This is a genomic window from Methylosoma difficile (assembly GCF_054657615.1).
The window spans coordinates 698200-717033 of record NZ_BAAHYJ010000001.1 but is presented as its reverse complement, the minus strand read 5'-3'; the positions used below and the strand labels follow the sequence as shown (position 1 = coordinate 717033).

At 49.5% G+C, this 18834-nt stretch carries 17 protein-coding genes and 1 tRNA gene; 16 read left to right on the top strand and 2 right to left on the bottom strand.

The window, feature by feature from the left end; translation table 11 throughout:
* Positions 1 to 16: 16 nt before the first annotated feature.
* The 15 genes from thiL (at position 17) to ACYQ1O_RS03455 (ending at position 15435) form a co-directional block, all read left to right on the top strand.
* Positions 17 to 955 (top strand): thiamine-phosphate kinase, encoded by a 939-nt coding sequence (gene thiL, locus ACYQ1O_RS03525; RefSeq protein ID WP_459990250.1) that lies wholly within the window; start codon positions 17 to 19, stop codon positions 953 to 955.
* Positions 939 to 1442 carry a phosphatidylglycerophosphatase A family protein gene (locus ACYQ1O_RS03520; RefSeq protein ID WP_459990249.1) on the top strand — a complete coding sequence of 168 codons (504 nt, stop codon included), beginning with the start codon at positions 939 to 941 and terminating at the stop codon, positions 1440 to 1442. The genes thiL and ACYQ1O_RS03520 overlap by 17 nt, the downstream gene beginning before the upstream one ends.
* A gap of 85 nt (positions 1443 to 1527) precedes the next feature.
* Positions 1528 to 1604 (top strand) — tRNA-Met (locus ACYQ1O_RS03515).
* Between the two features lie 120 nt (positions 1605 to 1724).
* Positions 1725 to 2225, top strand: a complete 501-nt coding sequence (gene rimP / locus ACYQ1O_RS03510; protein WP_459990248.1) for a ribosome maturation factor RimP — start codon at positions 1725 to 1727, stop codon at positions 2223 to 2225.
* Positions 2215 to 3726, top strand: coding sequence for a transcription termination factor NusA (gene nusA / locus ACYQ1O_RS03505; protein WP_459990247.1), 1512 nt, complete (start codon positions 2215 to 2217; stop codon positions 3724 to 3726). The genes rimP and nusA overlap by 11 nt, the downstream gene beginning before the upstream one ends.
* Before the next feature lie 15 nt (positions 3727 to 3741).
* Positions 3742 to 6384, top strand: coding sequence for a translation initiation factor IF-2 (gene infB / locus ACYQ1O_RS03500; RefSeq protein ID WP_459990246.1), 2643 nt, complete (start codon positions 3742 to 3744; stop codon positions 6382 to 6384).
* Positions 6385 to 6389: 5 nt separating this feature from the next.
* The gene (rbfA, locus tag ACYQ1O_RS03495; RefSeq protein WP_459990245.1) at positions 6390 to 6752 is read left to right on the top strand and encodes a 30S ribosome-binding factor RbfA; all 363 of its coding nucleotides are present in this window, start codon (positions 6390 to 6392) and stop codon (positions 6750 to 6752) included.
* Positions 6753 to 6755: 3 nt separating this feature from the next.
* A complete protein-coding gene (gene truB / locus ACYQ1O_RS03490; protein ID WP_459990244.1) occupies positions 6756 to 7682 on the top strand; it encodes a tRNA pseudouridine(55) synthase TruB in 927 nt (308 codons plus the stop codon).
* Between the two features lie 121 nt (positions 7683 to 7803).
* Positions 7804 to 8073 carry a 30S ribosomal protein S15 gene (gene rpsO, locus ACYQ1O_RS03485; protein ID WP_459990243.1) on the top strand — a complete coding sequence of 90 codons (270 nt, stop codon included), beginning with the start codon at positions 7804 to 7806 and terminating at the stop codon, positions 8071 to 8073.
* Positions 8074 to 8172: 99 nt separating this feature from the next.
* The gene (gene pnp / locus ACYQ1O_RS03480) at positions 8173 to 10251 is read left to right on the top strand and encodes a polyribonucleotide nucleotidyltransferase (RefSeq protein WP_459990242.1); all 2079 of its coding nucleotides are present in this window, start codon (positions 8173 to 8175) and stop codon (positions 10249 to 10251) included.
* A 75-nt stretch (positions 10252 to 10326) separates the two neighbouring features.
* Positions 10327 to 10974 (top strand): uracil-DNA glycosylase, encoded by a 648-nt coding sequence (locus ACYQ1O_RS03475; RefSeq protein ID WP_459990241.1) that lies wholly within the window; start codon positions 10327 to 10329, stop codon positions 10972 to 10974.
* A gap of 198 nt (positions 10975 to 11172) precedes the next feature.
* Positions 11173 to 12117 carry a diguanylate cyclase domain-containing protein gene (locus tag ACYQ1O_RS03470; protein WP_459990240.1) on the top strand — a complete coding sequence of 315 codons (945 nt, stop codon included), beginning with the start codon at positions 11173 to 11175 and terminating at the stop codon, positions 12115 to 12117.
* Between the two features lie 223 nt (positions 12118 to 12340).
* Positions 12341 to 14197 (top strand): excinuclease ABC subunit UvrC, encoded by a 1857-nt coding sequence (gene uvrC / locus ACYQ1O_RS03465; protein ID WP_459990239.1) that lies wholly within the window; start codon positions 12341 to 12343, stop codon positions 14195 to 14197.
* Entirely contained in the window at positions 14187 to 14750 is a 564-nt protein-coding gene (gene pgsA / locus ACYQ1O_RS03460) for a CDP-diacylglycerol--glycerol-3-phosphate 3-phosphatidyltransferase (RefSeq protein ID WP_459990630.1), read from the top strand. Before uvrC ends, pgsA begins: the two co-directional genes overlap by 11 nt.
* Before the next feature lie 85 nt (positions 14751 to 14835).
* Positions 14836 to 15435, top strand: coding sequence for a TetR/AcrR family transcriptional regulator (locus ACYQ1O_RS03455; protein ID WP_459990629.1), 600 nt, complete (start codon positions 14836 to 14838; stop codon positions 15433 to 15435).
* 172 nt (positions 15436 to 15607) lie between these two features.
* Here ACYQ1O_RS03455 and cysZ read toward each other — a convergent pair whose 3' ends face one another.
* Positions 15608 to 16333, bottom strand: a complete 726-nt coding sequence (cysZ, locus tag ACYQ1O_RS03450) for a sulfate transporter CysZ (RefSeq protein ID WP_459990238.1) — start codon at positions 16331 to 16333, stop codon at positions 15608 to 15610.
* Positions 16330 to 17364, bottom strand: a complete 1035-nt coding sequence (gene mtnA, locus ACYQ1O_RS03445; RefSeq protein WP_459990237.1) for an S-methyl-5-thioribose-1-phosphate isomerase — start codon at positions 17362 to 17364, stop codon at positions 16330 to 16332. Before mtnA ends, cysZ begins: the two co-directional genes overlap by 4 nt.
* Before the next feature lie 135 nt (positions 17365 to 17499).
* Here mtnA and ACYQ1O_RS03440 point away from each other — a divergent pair, with 135 nt between their 5' ends.
* The gene (locus ACYQ1O_RS03440; RefSeq protein ID WP_459990236.1) at positions 17500 to 18819 is read left to right on the top strand and encodes a TRZ/ATZ family hydrolase; all 1320 of its coding nucleotides are present in this window, start codon (positions 17500 to 17502) and stop codon (positions 18817 to 18819) included.
* Positions 18820 to 18834 lie beyond the last annotated feature (15 nt).

Genomic DNA, 18834 nt, shown 5'->3' with positions numbered 1-18834 from the left:
GCAGGCACTTAGGCGGATGGCAGAATTTAACATCATCGAAAAATATTTTAAGCATACGCCTAAAAATAGCAGCACCCGTTTGGGAGTTGGCGATGATTGTGCGCTCTTGGCGGTACCGAGTGGTTATGAGTTGGCGATCACCACCGATACGATGGTGGAGAACATCCACTTTTTTGCCGGTGCTGATCCGGAGCTTCTAGGCCATAAGTTGCTGGCAGTCAATTTAAGCGATTTGGCTAGCATGGGCGCTAAGCCGATTGCCATTACGTTGGCACTGACTTTGCCCGCCGCCGATGAAGTTTGGTTGGCTGCTTTTGCCAAAGGCTTGCTGAATTTGGCGGCGCGTTACCAAGTCGATTTGATTGGCGGCGACACCACTTCAGGGCCATTGACGTTAACGGTTCAGGCGATGGGGATTGTACCTGCCGGGAAAGCTTTAAAACGCTCATCGGCGCAAGTGGGTGATGCCATCTATCTGACTGGTTCGCTAGGCGATGCGGGTTTGGGTTTAAAAATCGCCCAAGGCTATGTTTGTCAAAACCCCGCTGCCGCGTTGCGGCGTTTTCATCAGCCTGATCCGCAGATTGCAGCAGGTTTGCAGTTGGTCGATTATGCCAACGCCTGCATTGATTTGTCGGACGGTTTGGCAAGCGATTTGGGACATATTCTGCAGCAAAGCCACGTCGGTGCTTGTTTGGATTGGCAAGCCTTGCCGCTGTCAGCCGCCGTACACACTTATATTGATGATACCGGCGATTGGGCGATGCCTTTGGTCGCGGGCGATGATTATGAATTGTGCTTTACCGTCGGTGCCGATAAAGCTGACGAGTTTGCAGAGATTTGTGATTTTCCCTGTACAAAAATTGGTGTCATTGAACCAGCATCCGGTTTGCGTTTAACCAAAGCTGGGCAAACCCAGCCCCTGACGGTAAAAGGCTTTGAACATTTTTCTTAATGAAGTGGGGCGCAACAAACTCACGCCCAAACAGATTTTGACCGATCCTGTGCTGTTCTTGGCGTTTGGTTTTGGGTCGGGTTTGGCAAAAAAAGCGCCGGGTACGTTCGGTACGGTTGCCGGCATTCCTTTATATCTTCTGATTGCCCAAACCGATTTACTGGTTTACAGCTTACTGACCTTGTTGGCAACGGTGGTAGGTATTTGGATTTGTGATGTTGCCGCCAAAAAGCTCGGTGAACACGATTTTGGTGGTATCGTCTGGGATGAAATCGCCGGTTTGCTTATCACCATGTGGGCAGTACCGCCAACTTGGCAAAACGTTGGTTTGGGTTTTGTCCTGTTCAGATTTTTTGACATTGTCAAACCCTGGCCCATCAAATGGGCAGACAGGAAAGTGCAAGGCGGTTTTGGCATTATGCTGGACGATGTGTTGGCGGGCGTATTTGCAGCAATACTGTTGTGGGCGTTGCGTTCATGGCTGTAAGTTTTTTGATGTTAGAAAATAAATGCATTTAAATTTATAAAAGAATTGATATTTATTAAAATATCAGTATAATCGCTTTATTAATCGCGGGGTGGAGCAGCTTGGTAGCTCGTCGGGCTCATAACCCGAAGGTCGTTGGTTCAAATCCAGCCCCCGCTACCAGACAAAGAAACCCCTTTTTGGGGTTTTTTAATTTATGGGCTTCGGTTTTGGAAGCTGACATGATGAGTTATGGAAGAGCCGTAGGCTCTTTTTTTTTGTGCGAAAGTAAGTGAGGAAACAATGAAGCAGGCTCCTGAGCATTTGGTTGACTTGATAGAGCCAATTGTTGAAGGTTTAGGCTATGAATGTGTTGGGGTTGAATATTATCCCCATCCCAAAAATGGCTGCCTAAGAATTTATATTGATAGCGAAAACGGCATCAACGTTGATGATTGCAGCAAAGTCAGCCATCAAGTCAGTGGTGTATTGGATGTGGAAGACCCCATATCCGATGTCTATCAATTAGAAATTTCTTCACCCGGTGAAGACCGGCCTTTTTTCAAAATCAGCCAGTTTGAGCGGTATATTGGCAGCAAGGTATTGGTCAGCTTATTCAAACCTTTCAACGGTAGACGCAAAATTACCGGCCTGATCGACAAGGTGGAGGGGGAAACCATCACATTGGTGGAGGCTGGGCAGTCATACGGCGTGCCATTTAGTGCCATGAGTAAAGCACGTTTAGTGCCTGACTTAAGTTCATTCAATAAAAATATCGGAAAAGGAGCTGCAAATGGCAAATAAAGAGATTTTGTTGGTAGTCGAGGTTTTCTCCAATGAAAAGGAAATTGAAAAGGAAATCGTCTTTCAGGCCATCGAGTCGGCATTGGAAGCGGCTACCATTAAACGCCACCTCAACCCGATAAAAGCCAGAGTCCATATCGACCGGAAAACCGGCGATTATTCAACTTATCGCCAATGGGATGTTGTTGATGCCAACCCGCTGCTGGATGGCGATGTTGAGTTTCCGACCACCCAAGTGCTGCTGGAAGTGGCGCAATTGGATGACCCTGATATAAAAGTAGGGGATGTTGTCGAAGAAGAAATTGAATCGGTCGAATTTGGCCGTATCGCCGCACAACATGCCAAACAGGCCATTATCCATAAAGTCCGTGAAGCCGAGCGTAAAAAAATCGTCGATGCTTACAAACACCGCATTGGTGAACTTATCACCGGTATTGTCAAACGCATAGAAAAAGGCAGTTTATATTTGGATTTGGGCGGTCATGTTGAAGCGTTTGTCGCCAAAGAAGACATGATCCCGCGTGAATCCATCCGTATTGGCGACCGTGTGCGTGGCTACCTTAAAGACGTGCGCTTAGAACAGCGTGGCCCGCAACTGTTTGTTAGCCGTACCGCGCCAGAATTGTTGATCGCTTTATTCCGCTTGGAAGTGCCGGAAATCAGCGAAGGCAAAATCACCATCATGGGCGCGGCGCGCGATCCTGGCTCAAGGGCCAAACTGGCGGTCAAAAGCAACGACCCACGTATGGATCCAGTCGGTGCTTGCGTCGGTATGCGCGGCTCGCGCGTGCAGTCGGTCACCAACGAATTGGCTGGCGAGCGCGTTGACATCATCCTTTGGAATCCTAGCGAAGCGCAATATGTCATCAACGCCATGTCGCCTGCGGAAATCCAATCGATTATTGTTGATGAAGACAAACACAGCATGGATTTGGCAGTGGCTTCTGAAAACCTCTCCCAAGCCATTGGTCGGGGTGGTCAGAACGTGCGCTTGGCCTCGCAGTTGACAGGTTGGGAACTGAATGTGATCGATGCTTCCAAAGCCTCACAAAACAGTGAAGAAGAAGCGCAAAAAACCATTCAGTTATTCATGGATCAGCTCGACATCGATGAAGACATCGCCACCATTCTGATGGAAGTGGGCTTTAATGCGGTTGAAGAAATCGCCTACGTGCCGGTCAGTGAAATGTTGGAGATCGAAGGCTTTGACGAAGATTTGGTGGAAGAACTTAGAAGCCGCGCTAAAGATGCCTTGTTGATTAGCGCAATTGCTGCCGAAGAAAAAATTGAAACGGCAGAACCGGCGCAAGATTTGCTGGAAATGGAAGGCATGGACACCGATTTGGCCTATGACTTAGCAAGCCAAGGCATTATTACAATGGACGATTTGGCGGAACAATCAGTTGATGATTTAGTAAAATTCGAAGGCGTTGATGAAGAACGGGCAGCAAAATTAATTATGAAGGCGCGTGAGCCTTGGTTTGCTGAAATGGGTGAGTAAGGATAGGGGCAGGATATGAGTGATAAGACAGTACGGCAATTGGCTGAAGTGGTAAAGATCCCACTGGAAAGGCTTTTGGAACAGCTAAAAGAAGCAGGATTATCGGCAACTGCCCCTGATGACGTGATTAGCGAAGACGAAAAAATGCAATTGCTGAGCCATTTGCGTAAACGTCATGGCAAAAGCGAAGGCGATAATAGTTCAGCACCCCGACGTGTCACACTGGAACGCCGCAAAGTGATGGAAATCAAGCAAGCCAGCGCGCCTGGCACCTCGACCAAAACCATCAGTGTTGAGGTTCGCAAAAAGAAAACCTACATCAAACGCCCACAAGAACTGGAAGCCAGCGAACAAAAGCCTGAAGTGGCGCAAAGCGCCATGCCGGAAGCGGAAATTGTTGCGGAAGTTGCTGCACCGGTTTCTGTCGTCGAAAGCGAACCCGTTACTGTTGAGGTGACTGCCGAAGTCCAAGCAGAAGTGCCTCAGAAAGATGTTGCTGAACCAGTTGCGGAACGCGTCGAGCCAGTAGCCAATGTCATTGCGGATGACGCGGAAGTGGAACCCGAAGACAAATACGCTACCGTAAAAGTCAAGGAAGACAAAAAAGTTAAGCAGGATAAGCCTGTTAAGTTGAAAGACAAAGAAGCGGACGAAGCTAAAAAGAAACAACAGGAAAAAGAACGCCGTCTTGAAGAATCCATCAAACGCAACGCTGAAAAAGTAAGGCAAATGGCAGAAGCTAAGCAAGAAGGGCAATTCCGTAAAAAACAGGAAGAAGGCTCAATCAAACCATCGCCTAAAGACGGCAAACGGAACAAACGCAAAGGTGGCAAGCAAAACCAAAAAAGCCACGTGCAAAGTGACAGCCGCCACCAGTTTGAAATGCCGGTTGCACCGATCACTTACGATGTGACGGTACCTGAACACATTATCGTGTCGGATTTGGCTCAAAAAATGAACGTCAAAGCCGCTTTGGTCATCAAGCATTTGATGAAGCTGGGCATTATGGCCACTATCAACCAAAGTATCGACCAAGATACTGCCGTTATTCTGGTTGAAGAAATGGGTCACAAAGCCATCATGCAAAGCGATGACGATCTTGAAAAAGAAATGCTCGCCGAGGTATTGCAAGAAGACAACCGTGTTCATAAACCCAGAGCGCCGATTGTCACCATCATGGGTCACGTCGACCACGGTAAAACTTCGTTGCTCGACTACATCCGGAAAACCCGCGTTGCTGCTGGCGAAGCGGGTGGCATTACCCAGCATATCGGTGCGTATCAAGTGAAAACTGACCACGGTTCGGTCACCTTCCTTGACACCCCAGGCCACGCTGCGTTTACCGCCATGCGGGCGCGTGGTGCACACGTCACCGACGTGGTCATCGTGGTGGTCGCCGCTGATGACGGCGTGATGCCACAAACCAAAGAAGCCGTTGAACACGCCAGAGCTGCCAACGTGCCGATTATTGTCGCCATGAACAAAATCGACAAGCCCGATGCCAACCCTGACAAAGTCATGCAAGAATTGTCAGCCATCAATGTGTTGGCAGAGGAATGGGGCGGTGATGTGCAGTTCCTGAAAATTTCCGCCAAAACCGGTGAAGGCATCGACGATTTGATTGAATCCTTGATTGTACAAACCGAGATTTTGGAACTGAAAGCCCCTGTCGAAGGTGCGGCTTCCGGTATCGTCATCGAATCGCGTTTGGACAAAGGCCGCGGTGCGGTCGCAACCGTGTTGATCCAAAAAGGTACGCTGGAAAACGGACAAATGATCCTATGCGGTCATGAATACGGTCGCGTGCGCGCCATGTTCAACGAAAACGGCAAAGTCATCAAAGAAGCGGGCCCTTCAGTGCCGGTGGAAATTTTAGGCTTGTCCGGCACACCGAATGCAGGCGACGAATTTTTGGTGGTGCAAAACGAGCGGGTTGCCAAAGACTTGGCGAAACATCGTGAAGAGCGCAAAAAATCGACCCGTCATGCGGCGCAACAAGCGTCCAAATTGGATGAAGTGTTTTCCAGAATGGCTTCCGGCGAAATCGCCAGCGTCAACTTGGTTATCAAAACCGACGTGCAAGGCAGTCTTGAAGCATTGCGCGGTTCGCTGGTCGCCTTGTCGAATGAGGAAGTGGAAGTTAAGGTCATCTTTGGAGGCGTCGGCGGCATTAACGAAGGCGACGTCAACTTGGCCTTGGCCTCGGGCGCTATCTTGATGGGCTTTAACGTCCGTGCTGATGCCACCGCCAGAAAGCTGATCGAAGAAAAAGGCGTGGATTTGCATTATTACAGCGTCATTTACGATGCCATCGACGAAGTCAAAAAATCCATCAGCGGCATGTTGGCGCCGGAAATCAAAGAACAAATCGTCGGTCTTGCCGAGGTGCGCGATGTCTTCAAATCACCCAAATTTGGCGCGATTGCCGGTTGTATGGTGGTGGAAGGTTACGTCAAGAAAAACTTGCCGATCCGTGTCTTGCGCGAAAACGTGGTGATTTACGAAGGCCAATTGGAATCGCTACGCCGCTTTAAAGACGACGCTAGCGAAGTCAAAATGGGCATGGAGTGCGGTATTGGCGTTAAAAACTACAACGATGTGCAAGCCGGCGATCAAATCGAAGTCTTTGAACGCACTGAAGTCAGACGGGTTTTATAAAGACTATGCCAAAAGAGTTTGGGCGTAATGCCCGCGTGTCGTCACAAATGCAAAAGGAATTGTCATTTATTTTGCAGCGTGAAATTGACGACAGCCGTTTGGGCTTTGTCACTATTAACGAAGTCGATGTCACCAAAGATTTGGCGGTGGCAAAAATTTACGTCACCGTGCTGAATGCCGATGATGCCGGTAAACGTGCCAACGTAAAAGTGTTGAACGAATTGTCGCCCGTTATCCGCCACTTGTTGGCAAAACGGATGCGTTTGCGGCATATTTCCGAACTGCGTTTTCATTATGATGACTCTTTCGACACCGGTATGCGTGTGGCGGAATTGCTCAGCAATATAGAAAAGCCTAGCGAGGAATAAGCCATGGGCAAACGCAAATCGGGGCGCGATGTCCATGGCATCGTGCTGCTGGATAAGCGTCTGGGTGTGTCTTCAAACCGTGCCTTGCAAGAAGTGCGGCATTTGTTTAATGCCAACAAAGCGGGTCACACTGGCGCACTCGATCCTTTGGCAACAGGCTTGCTGCCTTTATGCTTTGGTGAGGCCACCAAAGTGTCCGGTCTGATGTTGGACGACAACAAACGCTACCACGTCACCGTGCGTTTGGGCGTCATGACCGACACCGGCGATGCCGAAGGGGCTGTCATCAATACCTTGCCCATTCCGGATCTGACGCTTGAGCAAATACACGCTTGTTTACAAGATTTTACCGGCGAAATTGAACAAGTGCCGCCCATGTATTCAGCTTTAAAGCTGAATGGCAAAAAATTATACGAACTGGCGAGGGCAGGGCTGACCGTTGAGCGAAAAGCCCGCCGGATCACCATTAGCCAACTGCTTTTGCTGGGTTTTTCCGAAGGGCAATTGCAACTGGATGTCGCTTGTTCAAAAGGCACTTACATCCGTTCATTGGCGGAAGATTTAGGCCATGCGCTAGGCACGTGCGCGACAGTGACGGCGCTTCGGCGCGTTCAGGCTGGGCAATTCCATTTGACGGATGCTTACACGCTTGAACAATTGCAAGCAATGGATGGCGAAGCCTTGGAAAACTGCTTATTGCCCGTTGACGAGCCTTTGCAAAGCCTGCCCGCCGTCATCTTGGCTGACGGGCAAGCCCAAAGCATTAAATATGGGCAAAGCATCATTGTAGACTTAAGCCTGCTGGCTGAAACCCTGCCAGGTACTGTCCGCATCTACCACGCCGCCGACTTTTTGGGGTTGGGTGAAATGCTAATGGATGGTAAACTAGCACCGAAAAAATTGTTTAATTTAAACAATGAACAACGTTAATAAAACTATCTAACGTGACATAAAACGCCGGTATCTGCACCCTATCGCGGATACGGGCTAACCAAAGCCGATTTTTATCGGCTTTATTATTTTTTAACATTTAATCTTATAGGGATTAGCAATGCCATTTACCGCAGAACAAAAAAAAGCCGTTGTCGAAGCATACCGTTTGACTGAAACTGACACAGGCTCCCCAGAAGTGCAAGTTGCTTTATTGACCGCGCACATCACCCATTTGACCCCGCACTTCGCCGCCCATAAAAAAGACAACCATTCCCGTCGCGGCTTGTTGCGCATGGTTAACCAACGCCGTAAATTGTTGGACTACTTAAAAAACAAAGATAATGACCGTTACCGTTCATTAATCGAGCGTCTTGGTTTACGCAAGTAATGCAATCAAAGAAACGGCACTTGGGTGTCGTTTCTGCTTTTGAGGCTTTTACCAAAAGCCTTCCCATCTTAAATAACCTCTACGCAAAGGAACCTTATAGTGACTCCTATTAGGAAACAATTTCAGTATGGCGACCGCACCATCACCTTGGAAACCGGCGAAATCGCCCGCCAAGCCGACGGTGCCGTCATCATAGATGTCGACGGTACCACTTTATTGGTGACTGTTGTCGGTAAAAAAGAAGCCAACGGTGGCGACTTTTTTCCATTGACTGTCAATTACATGGAAAAAGCCTACGCAGCGGGCAAAATTCCTGGTGGTTTTTTTAAACGCGAAGGCCGTCCTAGCGAACAAGAAACTTTAACTTCACGACTGATTGACCGGCCTATCCGCCCGTTATTTCCTGAAGGCTACACCAACGAAGTGCAAATCGTTGCCACGGTCGTATCGCTAAACCCTGAAGTGGATCCTGAAATTCCTGCTTTGCTAGGGGCTTCCGCTGCCTTGGCAGTGTCCGGTTTACCGTTTAACGGACCTATCGGCGCAGCTTGTGTGGGTTATAAAGACGGTGCTTATGTACTAAACCCATCGCCTGCCGTGTTAAAAGAATCGCAATTGACCTTAGTGGTTGCCGGTACGGCCCATGCGGTGTTGATGGTTGAATCCGAAGCAGCGGGTTTGTCAGAAGAAGTCATGTTGGGCGCAGTCTTGTTCGGTCACGAGCAAATGCAGACCGCCATTAACGCCATTAACGAATTTGCTGCTGAAGCAGGCAAAAGCGCCATTGCTTGGACAGCGCCAGAAGCCAATGAAACATTGGTGGGTTTGGTGAAGGCCGAAGTTGAAGCTGCGATCAAAGCCGCTTACCAAGTACCGGAAAAATTGGTCAGACAAGAACAGCTCAAAGCTATCCGTAACTCAGTTGTTGAAAAACTGACTGCGGAAGGCGAGTACGATGTGATGGCTATCCGTGGCATCATCGAACACTTGGAATACACTATCGTCCGCAATGCAATTTTGAACGAAAGCAAACGTATCGACGGACGTGCATTGGACTCCATCCGTCCGATCAGCATCCGTACTGGCGTATTGCCACGTACCCATGGTTCAGCCTTGTTCACACGCGGTGAAACCCAAGCGATTGTCGTGGCGACTTTAGGCACACAACGTGATGCGCAAATCATTGATGCATTGGCGGGTGAATACAAAGAACCGTTTATGTTGCACTACAATTTCCCTCCGTACAGCGTGGGCGAAACTGGTCAAGTCGGTTCGCCAAAACGCCGTGAAATCGGTCATGGTCGCTTGGCAAAACGTGGCGTGGCGGCGGTGTTGCCGAATATGGAAGAATTCCCGTATACCATCCGCGTGGTTTCTGAAATTACCGAATCGAACGGTTCCAGCTCAATGGCTTCCGTCTGCGGCAGCAGCTTGGCTTTGATGGATGCTGGCGTACCCATTAAATTCCCCGTAGCCGGTATTGCGATGGGTCTGATTAAAGAAGGCGACCGTTTTGCCGTCTTGTCTGACATCATGGGCGATGAAGACCACTTAGGTGATATGGACTTTAAAGTGGCGGGTTCTGAACAAGGCATCACCGCTTTGCAAATGGACATCAAAATCGACGGCATCACTGCCGAGATTATGAAAACCGCGTTGGAACAAGCCAAACAAGGCCGTTTGCATATCTTGGGTGAGATGAATAAAGCTTTAGCGTCTACCCGCGAAGAAATGTCTGATTTCGCGCCGCGTATCATCAGCTTTAAAATTGATCCTAGCAAAATCCGCGAAGTGATCGGCAAAGGTGGCGCCACCATCCGTGGCATCACCGAACAAACCGGTGCCAGCATTGATTTGACTGACGACGGTGTGGTTAAAATTGCCTCGGTTGATAAAGCCGCTGGTGAAGAAGCGCGCCGTTTGATTGAAGAAATCACTGACGAAGTCGAAGTCGGCAAAATCTACGAAGGCAAAGTGGTCCGTTTGATGGACTTCGGCGCATTTGTCACCATTTTGCCGGGTAAAGACGGCTTGGTGCATATTTCGCAAATTTCTGACGAACACGTCGATAAAGTCAGCGACAAGCTGAACGAAGGCGATGTGGTACGCGTCAAAGTGTTGGAAATCGACCGTCAAGGCCGCGTCAGATTGAGCATGAAAGAAGCGGAAAAAGAATAAGCGGAATAGCTTGTTAAAATTACAGAAAGGGCCGAAAGGCCCTTTTTTGTCGCCATCGTTTCGCCAATAACCCTTATGCAAACAAAATTTTTCGATCAAGACTGCCATCTTTGTACTAGACTGTCTGACTTTTTGGACGCAGTCAAACAGCAGTATTCGCACTACCACGCCCGTCCGGTCGCGCCTTTTGGTGATGCCAACGCCCGTTTTTTGGTGGTCGGTTTAGCGCCAGGTATGCACGGCGCCAATGCCACGGGCAGGCCGTTTACGGGTGATTATGCAGGCTTGTTGCTGTATCAGGCTTTATATGAATTTGGTTTTGGCAATCGGCCTGTTTCCGAATCGTTGGAAGATGGATTGGTGCTTAATAATTGCCGTATTACCAACGCGGTAAAATGTTTGCCGCCGCAAAACAAACCTATCGGTGCGGAGATTAACCTTTGCAATCGTTTTTTGGCGGTCGAGCTTAATGCATTGCCATCGGGGGCGGTGGTCTTGGCGCTGGGTAGAGTTGCCCACCAAGCTGTTTTAAAAGCATATCAGCTAAAGCAAAGTGCGGCAGTCTTTGCCCATAATGCCGTTCATGAGTTGCCAGAGGGGCGCTATTTGGTTGATTCGTATCACAGCAGCCGCTACAACGTGCAGACCAACCGCCTTAATAAAGCTATGTTTGATGAAGTATTTGTCACTATTGAAGGTTTGCTTGCAAATACTAAAGCGTAATATGTTCATTTTTGGTGCAAATGCTTTACTATCCTACTGTTTTTTTATTAGAATCAAAACGCTATAGCAAGAATTTAAGTCGAAATTTACCATGTGCCTACAAGGTTTTATAAAACCGGCTTTATATTGATTAATCCAGTTATTTCTTTAACCAGCAGCCTTTACCATCGTCAATTTGCCCGCACTTAGGAAAACATCATGGATATTGATATTCAACAGTTGGCACAGACAGAGCTATTTTTTGATGCGCCTGAAGAGGTTTTGTATCGGGTGTTGGCACACACAAGCTTGATGGTCTTAGATGAAGGGGAGGTGTTGTTGTCTCCTGATCGTGACAACCATCATGTCTATTTGCTTATTTCCGGCAGGTTGGCCTTGCATTTTGGGGCTTTAGATTCGCCGGAAATTAGGGTGCTGGAAAAAGGCGTTTCAGTGGGGGAGCTGTCAATTATTGACCAAGTGAGGCCATCGGCTTTTGTGGTCGCCAAAGAAAATTGCCATGTTTTACCGGTTCACCGCGACTTTATCCAAACGATGATATCGGATTGCAATCCCATTGCCCGTAATATGCTCAAATTGTTGAGCGGATGGATCAAAGCCAATACAGAATGCATCGTCACCGACAAATCCATTATTGGCGAGTTGACTAACCATGCCAACATTGACGCTTTGACAGGCTTATACAATCGCCGCTGGCTGGATAATACCCTGCAGCCCTTGTTGGCACAGGGCATCGAAAATCGCCAGCCGCTCTGTTTGCTGTTGGCGGACATTGACCGCTTTAAAAACTATAACGACGCCATGGGGCATTCTTCTGGAGATCAAGTTTTAGCGGTTATTGCCAAGGTTTTAATGGAGACGATACGCCCGAATGATTTTGCCATCCGTTATGGCGGTGAAGAATTTTTAGTTTTGCTGCCTAATACTTCGCTTAACGAAGGTAGGCAAATAGCGGAAAAAATTCGTAAAACCATAGCAGAAACAAAAATTTTCCACGTCGATGGTGGATTGTTGCCCAGTGTCACCGTATCCATTGGTTTGCAGGTGAACCACAGGGGGTCAACGGTAAAATCCCTCATTGATTCGGCAGATGTCAAACTGTATGAAGCCAAGCAACAGGGACGTAATTGCGTTTGCTGTTGAGCGGGTGCAGAATGGAAGGGGCAAAGCGCCCCTTCCGGTTTGGCGGTTTGTTGTTTATTTCTCGGAACGTGGCACTAATTCAATGTCGTGAATGAGTTTGTCGCCAACGGATTCAGTAAACATAAAATAGCCGGGTGTGTTGACAATCAACGTGCTGGAAGGCTCAACAACGGAAGGTTAATTTTATAAAGCAAGCTTCAGACAAACCAAAACGCGGCGAAAGATGACAGAACAAGAAGATCAAAACGATGTTTCCCAACAAGGTTTTGACGTTAAAACATTTTTAAAAAATCTGACCACGCGTCCGGGCATTTATAAAATGTTCGACGAGCACGATGAAATCATTTACATCGGAAAGGCCAAGAATTTAAAAAACCGTGTTTCCAGTTATTTTAGAAGCCAAAACGCAGCCCCCAAACAACAGGCGATGGTGGCTAAAGTCAGCCATATTGAAGTCACTGTCACCCACACCGAAGGCGAAGCCTTACTGCTGGAATGCCAGCTCATCAAACGCCACAAGCCGCATTACAACATCCTGCTGCGCGACGACAAATCGTTTCCGTACATCTTTCTGTCTAGTGAGCATCCTTTTCCGCAAATTACTTTGCACCGTGGCGCCAAAAAAAAGCGCGGTCGCTACTTTGGCCCTTATCCAAACGCGCTGGCAGCCAAGGAAAGCTTAAAGCTTTTGCAAAAGCTGTTTCCTATCCGCCAGTGTGACGATACCGTTTACAACAACCGCACCCGACCTTGCTTGCAATACCAAATCAAACGTTGCACCGGCCCTTGTGTGGAGTTGGTCAGCAGCGCCGATTATGCCCAAGATGTCGATAGCACGGTGATGTTTTTGGAAGGCCACGGCGGCTTGTTGGTGGAGCAGCTGATTGCGCGCATGGAACAGGCCAGCAGCCACTTGGAGTTTGAACAAGCCGCCGCCTACCGTGACCAAATCGCGCGCCTGCGTTCGGTATTGGAACGCTATTTTATCCACGGCGAAAAAGGCAATGTCGATATTATTGCCTGTGTCAGCAAGCTGAACGTGGCCTGCATCCAAGTGTTCTTCATCCGCAACGGGCAACATTTAGGCAATAAAATTTTCTTCCCTAAAATCAGCCACGAACAAACACCCGAAGAGATTGTCGAGGCGTTTATCCCACAATACTATTTAGGCAAGCCCATTCCGGGCGAACTGATCGTCAGCCATGCGCCGGCACAAGCCGAATTACTGATGCAAGTGTTGGCAGAGCAAGCCAAACATAATGTCGCCATCAGTGCCAAAGTGCGGGGCGAGCGGCAAAAATGGCTGCAAATGGCCTGCACCAATGCCGAAAACTCCCTGCTCAGCAAGCTCGCCGACAAACAAGGGTTGTACGGCAGATTTTTAAGCCTGCAAGAAGAGCTGGGTTGCAGCGAATTGCCCAAACGCTTGGAGTGTTTTGACATCAGCCACACCCAAGGTGAACAAACCGTGGCTTCGTGCGTGGTGTTCGACCGCGAAGGCCCCGTCAAGTCATCCTACCGGCGTTTTAATATCGAAGGCATAACCGGTGGAGATGATTATGCGGCTATCCACCAAGCCGTCTTGCGGCGTTTCAAACGTTTGAAACAAGGCGAACACGAAGCCCCTGACATTTTGTTTATCGACGGCGGCAAAGGCCAAGTCAATCAAGCGCAAAAGGCACTAGAGGAATTAGCGATAAACAATGTTATGATAGTAGGAGTTTCCAAAGGCCCTGATCGCAAACCCGGCATGGAAAAACTCATTTTGGTCGATCAGGAACAGCCAATAGATTTTTCGCCAGGCGCAAGCGGGTTGTTATTAATCCAACACATCCGCGACGAAGCCCACCGTTTTGCCATCACCGGACACCGGCAGCGGCGCGGCAAAGCCAAGCAGCAATCGGTATTGGAAAGCATAGACGGATTGGGCGCCAAGCGGCGGCAACTTTTATTGAAACAGTTTGGCGGTTTGCAAGGTATCGTAAATGCCGGTGTGGATGCACTGGGCAATATCGACGGCATCAGCAAGCAATTGGCGCAACGGATTTACGAACACTTTCATCATCATGATGAGTATTGAATTTAATTTACCAACCAACATCACCCTGCTTAGAATTGCCCTGATCCCTTTGCTGACAGTGGCTTTCTATCTGCCGTGGGCGTATTCCAATGTCCTGTGCACGCTGATTTTTGTATTGGCGGGCTTCACTGATTGGTTGGACGGTTACTTGGCGCGCAAAATGAAGATGGAAACGCCATTTGGCGCGTTTTTGGATCCCGTTGCCGACAAACTTATGGTTGCTTGCGTGCTGGTGCTGATCGTCCAGCAACAGGCTACACCCTATTTGGCGATTCCTGCCGCCATTATTATTGGTCGCGAAATCACCATCGCCTCGCTGAGGGAATGGATGGCAGAAGTCGGCCAGCGGGCAAAAGTTAAAGTATCGCAATTGGCAAAATGGAAAACCGCCGCACAAATGTTGTCCATTGGCCTATTGCTATACCGTGAAGATTTATACGGCATTCCCGTCAACACCATTGGTATGGTGCTGCTTTATGTGGCAGCGGCGCTGACTTTATGGTCGATGGTCAATTACTTAAAAGCCGCTTTGGGCAGAAACCCGACAGCCTAGCGGTATGCAAATCCTAGCTTTTTAAGCTGATGATTTTAATAACAATTAACTGATACAGCCCATGAATTGGCTGTTAAACGATAACATGGATCAAGAAAAAGATAATTTACACAGTAAAGCTGAAACCCAAGATGAAATACTGCTGGCGGCATTAAAACTGTTTGCCCAAAAAGGCTATTTCAACACTTCCTTACTGGACATCGCCGAAGCTGCGGGCATAAAAACCACCAGCACCCTCTACCAACATTTTAAAAGCAAACAAATGATTGCGGCAAAGCTTTACGCCAACATCATCGACAGCCTGAACATCTCCATCGACGACATCAGGCGGCGCAACCAAAAACCCTCGGAACAGCTGCGCGGCATTGTCGATTTGCTGTTTAAACTGACCGACGAAGCCCCTTATGTCATGCAGTTCTTATTGGTGTTAAAGCTCAACGAATTCCTGCCCGACGAAAAACCCCTGCTGGAAACCCCGCCGTTCATCAAAATCAACAAAATCATCCAAGCCGGTATCCGCGCTGGCGAAATCCGCAGCATCGACGCCATGCTGGTGTTCGGTTACTTCTTCGGCATCATCAACCAAACCTTAAAGCTGGTGCTGAGCGGTGATCTCGACAAAAAAGCCGACGCCTACCAATCACAATGCTGGCTGGCGGCTTGGAATGCCATTGCTAAGAAATAAAAGTTAAAACTGTAGGGAACGCACCGCGTACCTATTGAAAACGGACTAATATTTCGGCATTTCAAAAGATACGCAATATGTACCCTACTGCATAGATGGTTTTAGCGATCCCACAAAACCAACCGCTATAACCATCCTGCACTGCCTGCCCAGCAGCTGTTTTTAGATTGCTCTAATCAGCCACCTTGTTCAACTCATGCACATACATCGTCGCGCCAATCACCGCAGCTGGTGCAACGATAATATTCACAAACGGCAGGCTGGAGCCAAACGCAGCTACGCCGCCAAAGCTGAGTGCGCCTAGCCGTACACTTTTGGCGAGTTGTTTTTGTTCTTCAAACAATACGCCTTGGTTTTCCAACGGATAGGCGAAGTATTCCAATGCCATGCCCCATGCGCCAAACAATCCCCACACAAACGGTGCGAGTAAATTTAATCCAGGAATAACCGACAATACCAACAGCGGCAAAGCGCGGGTGATGAAATACGCTGTGCGTTTGAGTTCGGCATTGAGCATTTGCATCAGCGGCGGTTCGATGATGTCTGCCGTATCGCCGTTGAGCAAGGCTTGGGTTTTTAAGGCCAGTTTGCCGTAGAACGGTGCGGCTATCAGGTTGGCTAACAGGGTAAACGTGAAAAAACCGGCGATAAAAAAGCCGATGAAAAACAACGGCCACAGCAGCCAATCTAACCATTGCAGCCAATCGGGGATAAAGCGGGCGATCAGTTCGTTGACATAGTAATAGCCTAGCACCAGCACCGTGCTGTACAGGGCCAAATTAATCAGCACGGGAATCAAAATATACGCCCGCAATTCCGGTTTGCTTAACCAATGCAAGCCTTTAAATAGAAAGCCTGCCGCCAGCAGCGGATTATTGCCTTTTTTGTTGAAAATCATGATAAGCCTCTCACGCCTTGTTCGGCAGGATTTAACACAATGCCCCGTTCGGTGACGATGGCAGTAATGAGCGACGCGGGTGTCACGTCAAACACCGGATTCCAAGCACTCACGATAGAGCCACCTTTTAAATACGCTGCGGGTAGCAATTCGCTGGCGTTGCGTTCTTCAATGGCGATTTGTTTGCCGCTGTCGATAGTGAAGTCTATCGTTGACGTTGGGGCGACCACCATAAAATTAACGCCGTGGTGTTTTGCCAACACTGCCAGTGAGTAAGTGCCGATTTTGTTGGCAGTGTCGCCATTGGCGGCGATGCGGTCGGCACCGACAATAATCCAGTCGATGGCACCGGTTTGCATCAGCCAGGCCGCTGCCGAATCGGCAATCAGCGTGGCGGGAATGTTGTCTTGCGCCAACTCCCAAACCGTTAACCTTGCGCCTTGCAGCCATGGGCGGGTTTCGCCGGCAAAGACGCTGAGTGGTTTGCGCCGATACGCGCTGCGGATGACACCTAACGCCGTTCCATAGCCGCCCGTTGCCAGCGCGCCGGTATTGCAATGGGTCAGCACACCTTTTGCGCCTTGCAATAAGTCCGCCCCCACTTCGCCCATCAGACGGTTGGCGGCAATGTCATCGGCGTGGATGTGTTCGGCGCAGGCGGTCAGTTCGGCAAGCGGATTTTCCAAAGGCTGCGCCAGCAAGGCTTTCATGCGTTCCAAAGCCCAAAATAAATTGACGGCGGTCGGGCGCGATTGCGCCAGCTTGTCAATGTCGGTGCGTACCTTGGCTTGCCAATGTTGGGGGTCGGCGGCAAGATGTTGCTGTGCCGACAAAACCACGCCATAAGCGGCGGCAATGCCAATCGCCGGTGCGCCGCGTACGCGCATGGTGACGATGGCATCAAACACGCCAGCGGCATCTTGGTAGTCATCGTAAGCGATGGTGTCCGGCAATTGCCGTTGGTCCAATACTTTTAAAGAATCGCCCGTCCATTGCAGGGCTTGCACGGACAATGGGTTTTGCTGGGTCATTGTTATCAATATCCAAGAGTAAAAAGTTATAATTGCAGGCTAAATCGTGTCAATCCACGGCATTGGCAGTTTTCTTAGAAAAGGGGCTGGCGGTGAGGGAAGGCACAAAATATCCAACTTAGCACAGAGGCAGCCATGCAAACCGTCGATACCGTCATCCACGCCCGTTGGATTATACCCGTTGAACCGGCATCCGTAACCTACGACCACCATGCCCTTGTCATCAATAACGGCAGAATAATCGACCTGCTGCCCAGCAGTGAAGCAACGGCACACTATCAAGCCAAACATACCGAACACTTGCCCGACCATGCGCTGTTGCCAGGTTTGGTCAATTGCCATACCCACGCGGCGATGAGCCTGCTGCGCGGCATTGCCGACGATTTGCCGCTGATGGATTGGCTGCAAAACCATATCTGGCCTTTGGAGCAAAAATGGGTCAGCGAAGCCTTTGTCAAAGACGGCACGGACTTGGCGATTGCCGAAATGCTGCGCGGCGGCACCACCTGTTTTAACGACATGTATTTTTTCCCCGACATTACCGCGCAACAGGCCGTGCAGCATGGCATCCGTGCTTGCGTAGGTTTTGTCGTCATCGACTTTCCCAGTGTTTGGGCGGAAAGCGGCGATGCCTACATTAACAAAGGCTTGGCCTTACATGACGAATTGCGCCAGCAACCACTGGTCCGCACCAGCTTTGCTCCTCATGCGCCGTACACGGTATCGGACGAACCGCTGCAAAAAATCCGCACCTACGCCGACGAGCTGGATATTCCAATTAATATGCACGTCCACGAAACGGCCTTCGAAGTCGACAGCGCCCAGCAACAATCCGGCAAACGCCCGCTGCAACGTTTGCACGAGTTAGGCTTGTTGTCGCCCGCGTTTATCGCCGTACACATGACGCAATTGACGGCTGACGAAATCGCCTTGGTTGCCGAGCAAGGTGCGCATATCGTGCATTGTCCAGAATCCAACCTGAAACTCGCCAGCGGTTTTTGCCCTGTTGCGCAATGCCTGGCGGCGGGCATCAATGTGGCTTTAGGCACGGACGGTGCCGCCAGCAATAACGATTTGGATATGCTGGGCGAAATGCGCACGGCGGCGTTGCTTGCCAAAGCAGTCGCCAGCGACGCCAGTGCCGTACCGGCGATGACGGCGCTGCGCATGGCGACCCTCAACGGCGCGAAAGCCTTGGGTTTGGCGGATGAAATCGGTTCGTTGACGATAGGCAAAGCCGCCGACGTGATTGCCATTGACTTGTCGGAACTGGAAACCCAGCCGCTGTTTGATCCCATCTCGCAAATTGTTTACGCCGCCAACCGCCAGCAAGTGACCGATGTGTGGGTGGCGGGCAAACGCTTGCTCAACAAACGGCAATTGACCACCTTGGATAGCGACGAATTGAAAGCGAAACTGGCGGTATGGCAACAGCGTTTGTCGGCAAAGCCGTAACTGCGAACAAAGGCA

Coding starts and splice junctions, on each gene's coding strand:
- thiL (WP_459990250.1), top strand. CDS start 17: ATGGCAGAATTTAACATCATCGAAAAATATTTTAAGCATACGCCTAAA.
- rimP (WP_459990248.1), top strand. CDS start 1,725: ATGAAGCAGGCTCCTGAGCATTTGGTTGACTTGATAGAGCCAATTGTT.
- nusA (WP_459990247.1), top strand. CDS start 2,215: ATGGCAAATAAAGAGATTTTGTTGGTAGTCGAGGTTTTCTCCAATGAA.
- infB (WP_459990246.1), top strand. CDS start 3,742: ATGAGTGATAAGACAGTACGGCAATTGGCTGAAGTGGTAAAGATCCCA.
- rbfA (WP_459990245.1), top strand. CDS start 6,390: ATGCCAAAAGAGTTTGGGCGTAATGCCCGCGTGTCGTCACAAATGCAA.
- truB (WP_459990244.1), top strand. CDS start 6,756: ATGGGCAAACGCAAATCGGGGCGCGATGTCCATGGCATCGTGCTGCTG.
- rpsO (WP_459990243.1), top strand. CDS start 7,804: ATGCCATTTACCGCAGAACAAAAAAAAGCCGTTGTCGAAGCATACCGT.
- ACYQ1O_RS03475 (WP_459990241.1), top strand. CDS start 10,327: ATGCAAACAAAATTTTTCGATCAAGACTGCCATCTTTGTACTAGACTG.
- ACYQ1O_RS03470 (WP_459990240.1), top strand. CDS start 11,173: ATGGATATTGATATTCAACAGTTGGCACAGACAGAGCTATTTTTTGAT.
- uvrC (WP_459990239.1), top strand. CDS start 12,341: ATGACAGAACAAGAAGATCAAAACGATGTTTCCCAACAAGGTTTTGAC.
- pgsA (WP_459990630.1), top strand. CDS start 14,187: ATGAGTATTGAATTTAATTTACCAACCAACATCACCCTGCTTAGAATT.
- ACYQ1O_RS03455 (WP_459990629.1), top strand. CDS start 14,836: ATGGATCAAGAAAAAGATAATTTACACAGTAAAGCTGAAACCCAAGAT.
- cysZ (WP_459990238.1), bottom strand. CDS start 16,333: ATGATTTTCAACAAAAAAGGCAATAATCCGCTGCTGGCGGCAGGCTTT.
- mtnA (WP_459990237.1), bottom strand. CDS start 17,364: ATGACCCAGCAAAACCCATTGTCCGTGCAAGCCCTGCAATGGACGGGC.
- ACYQ1O_RS03440 (WP_459990236.1), top strand. CDS start 17,500: ATGCAAACCGTCGATACCGTCATCCACGCCCGTTGGATTATACCCGTT.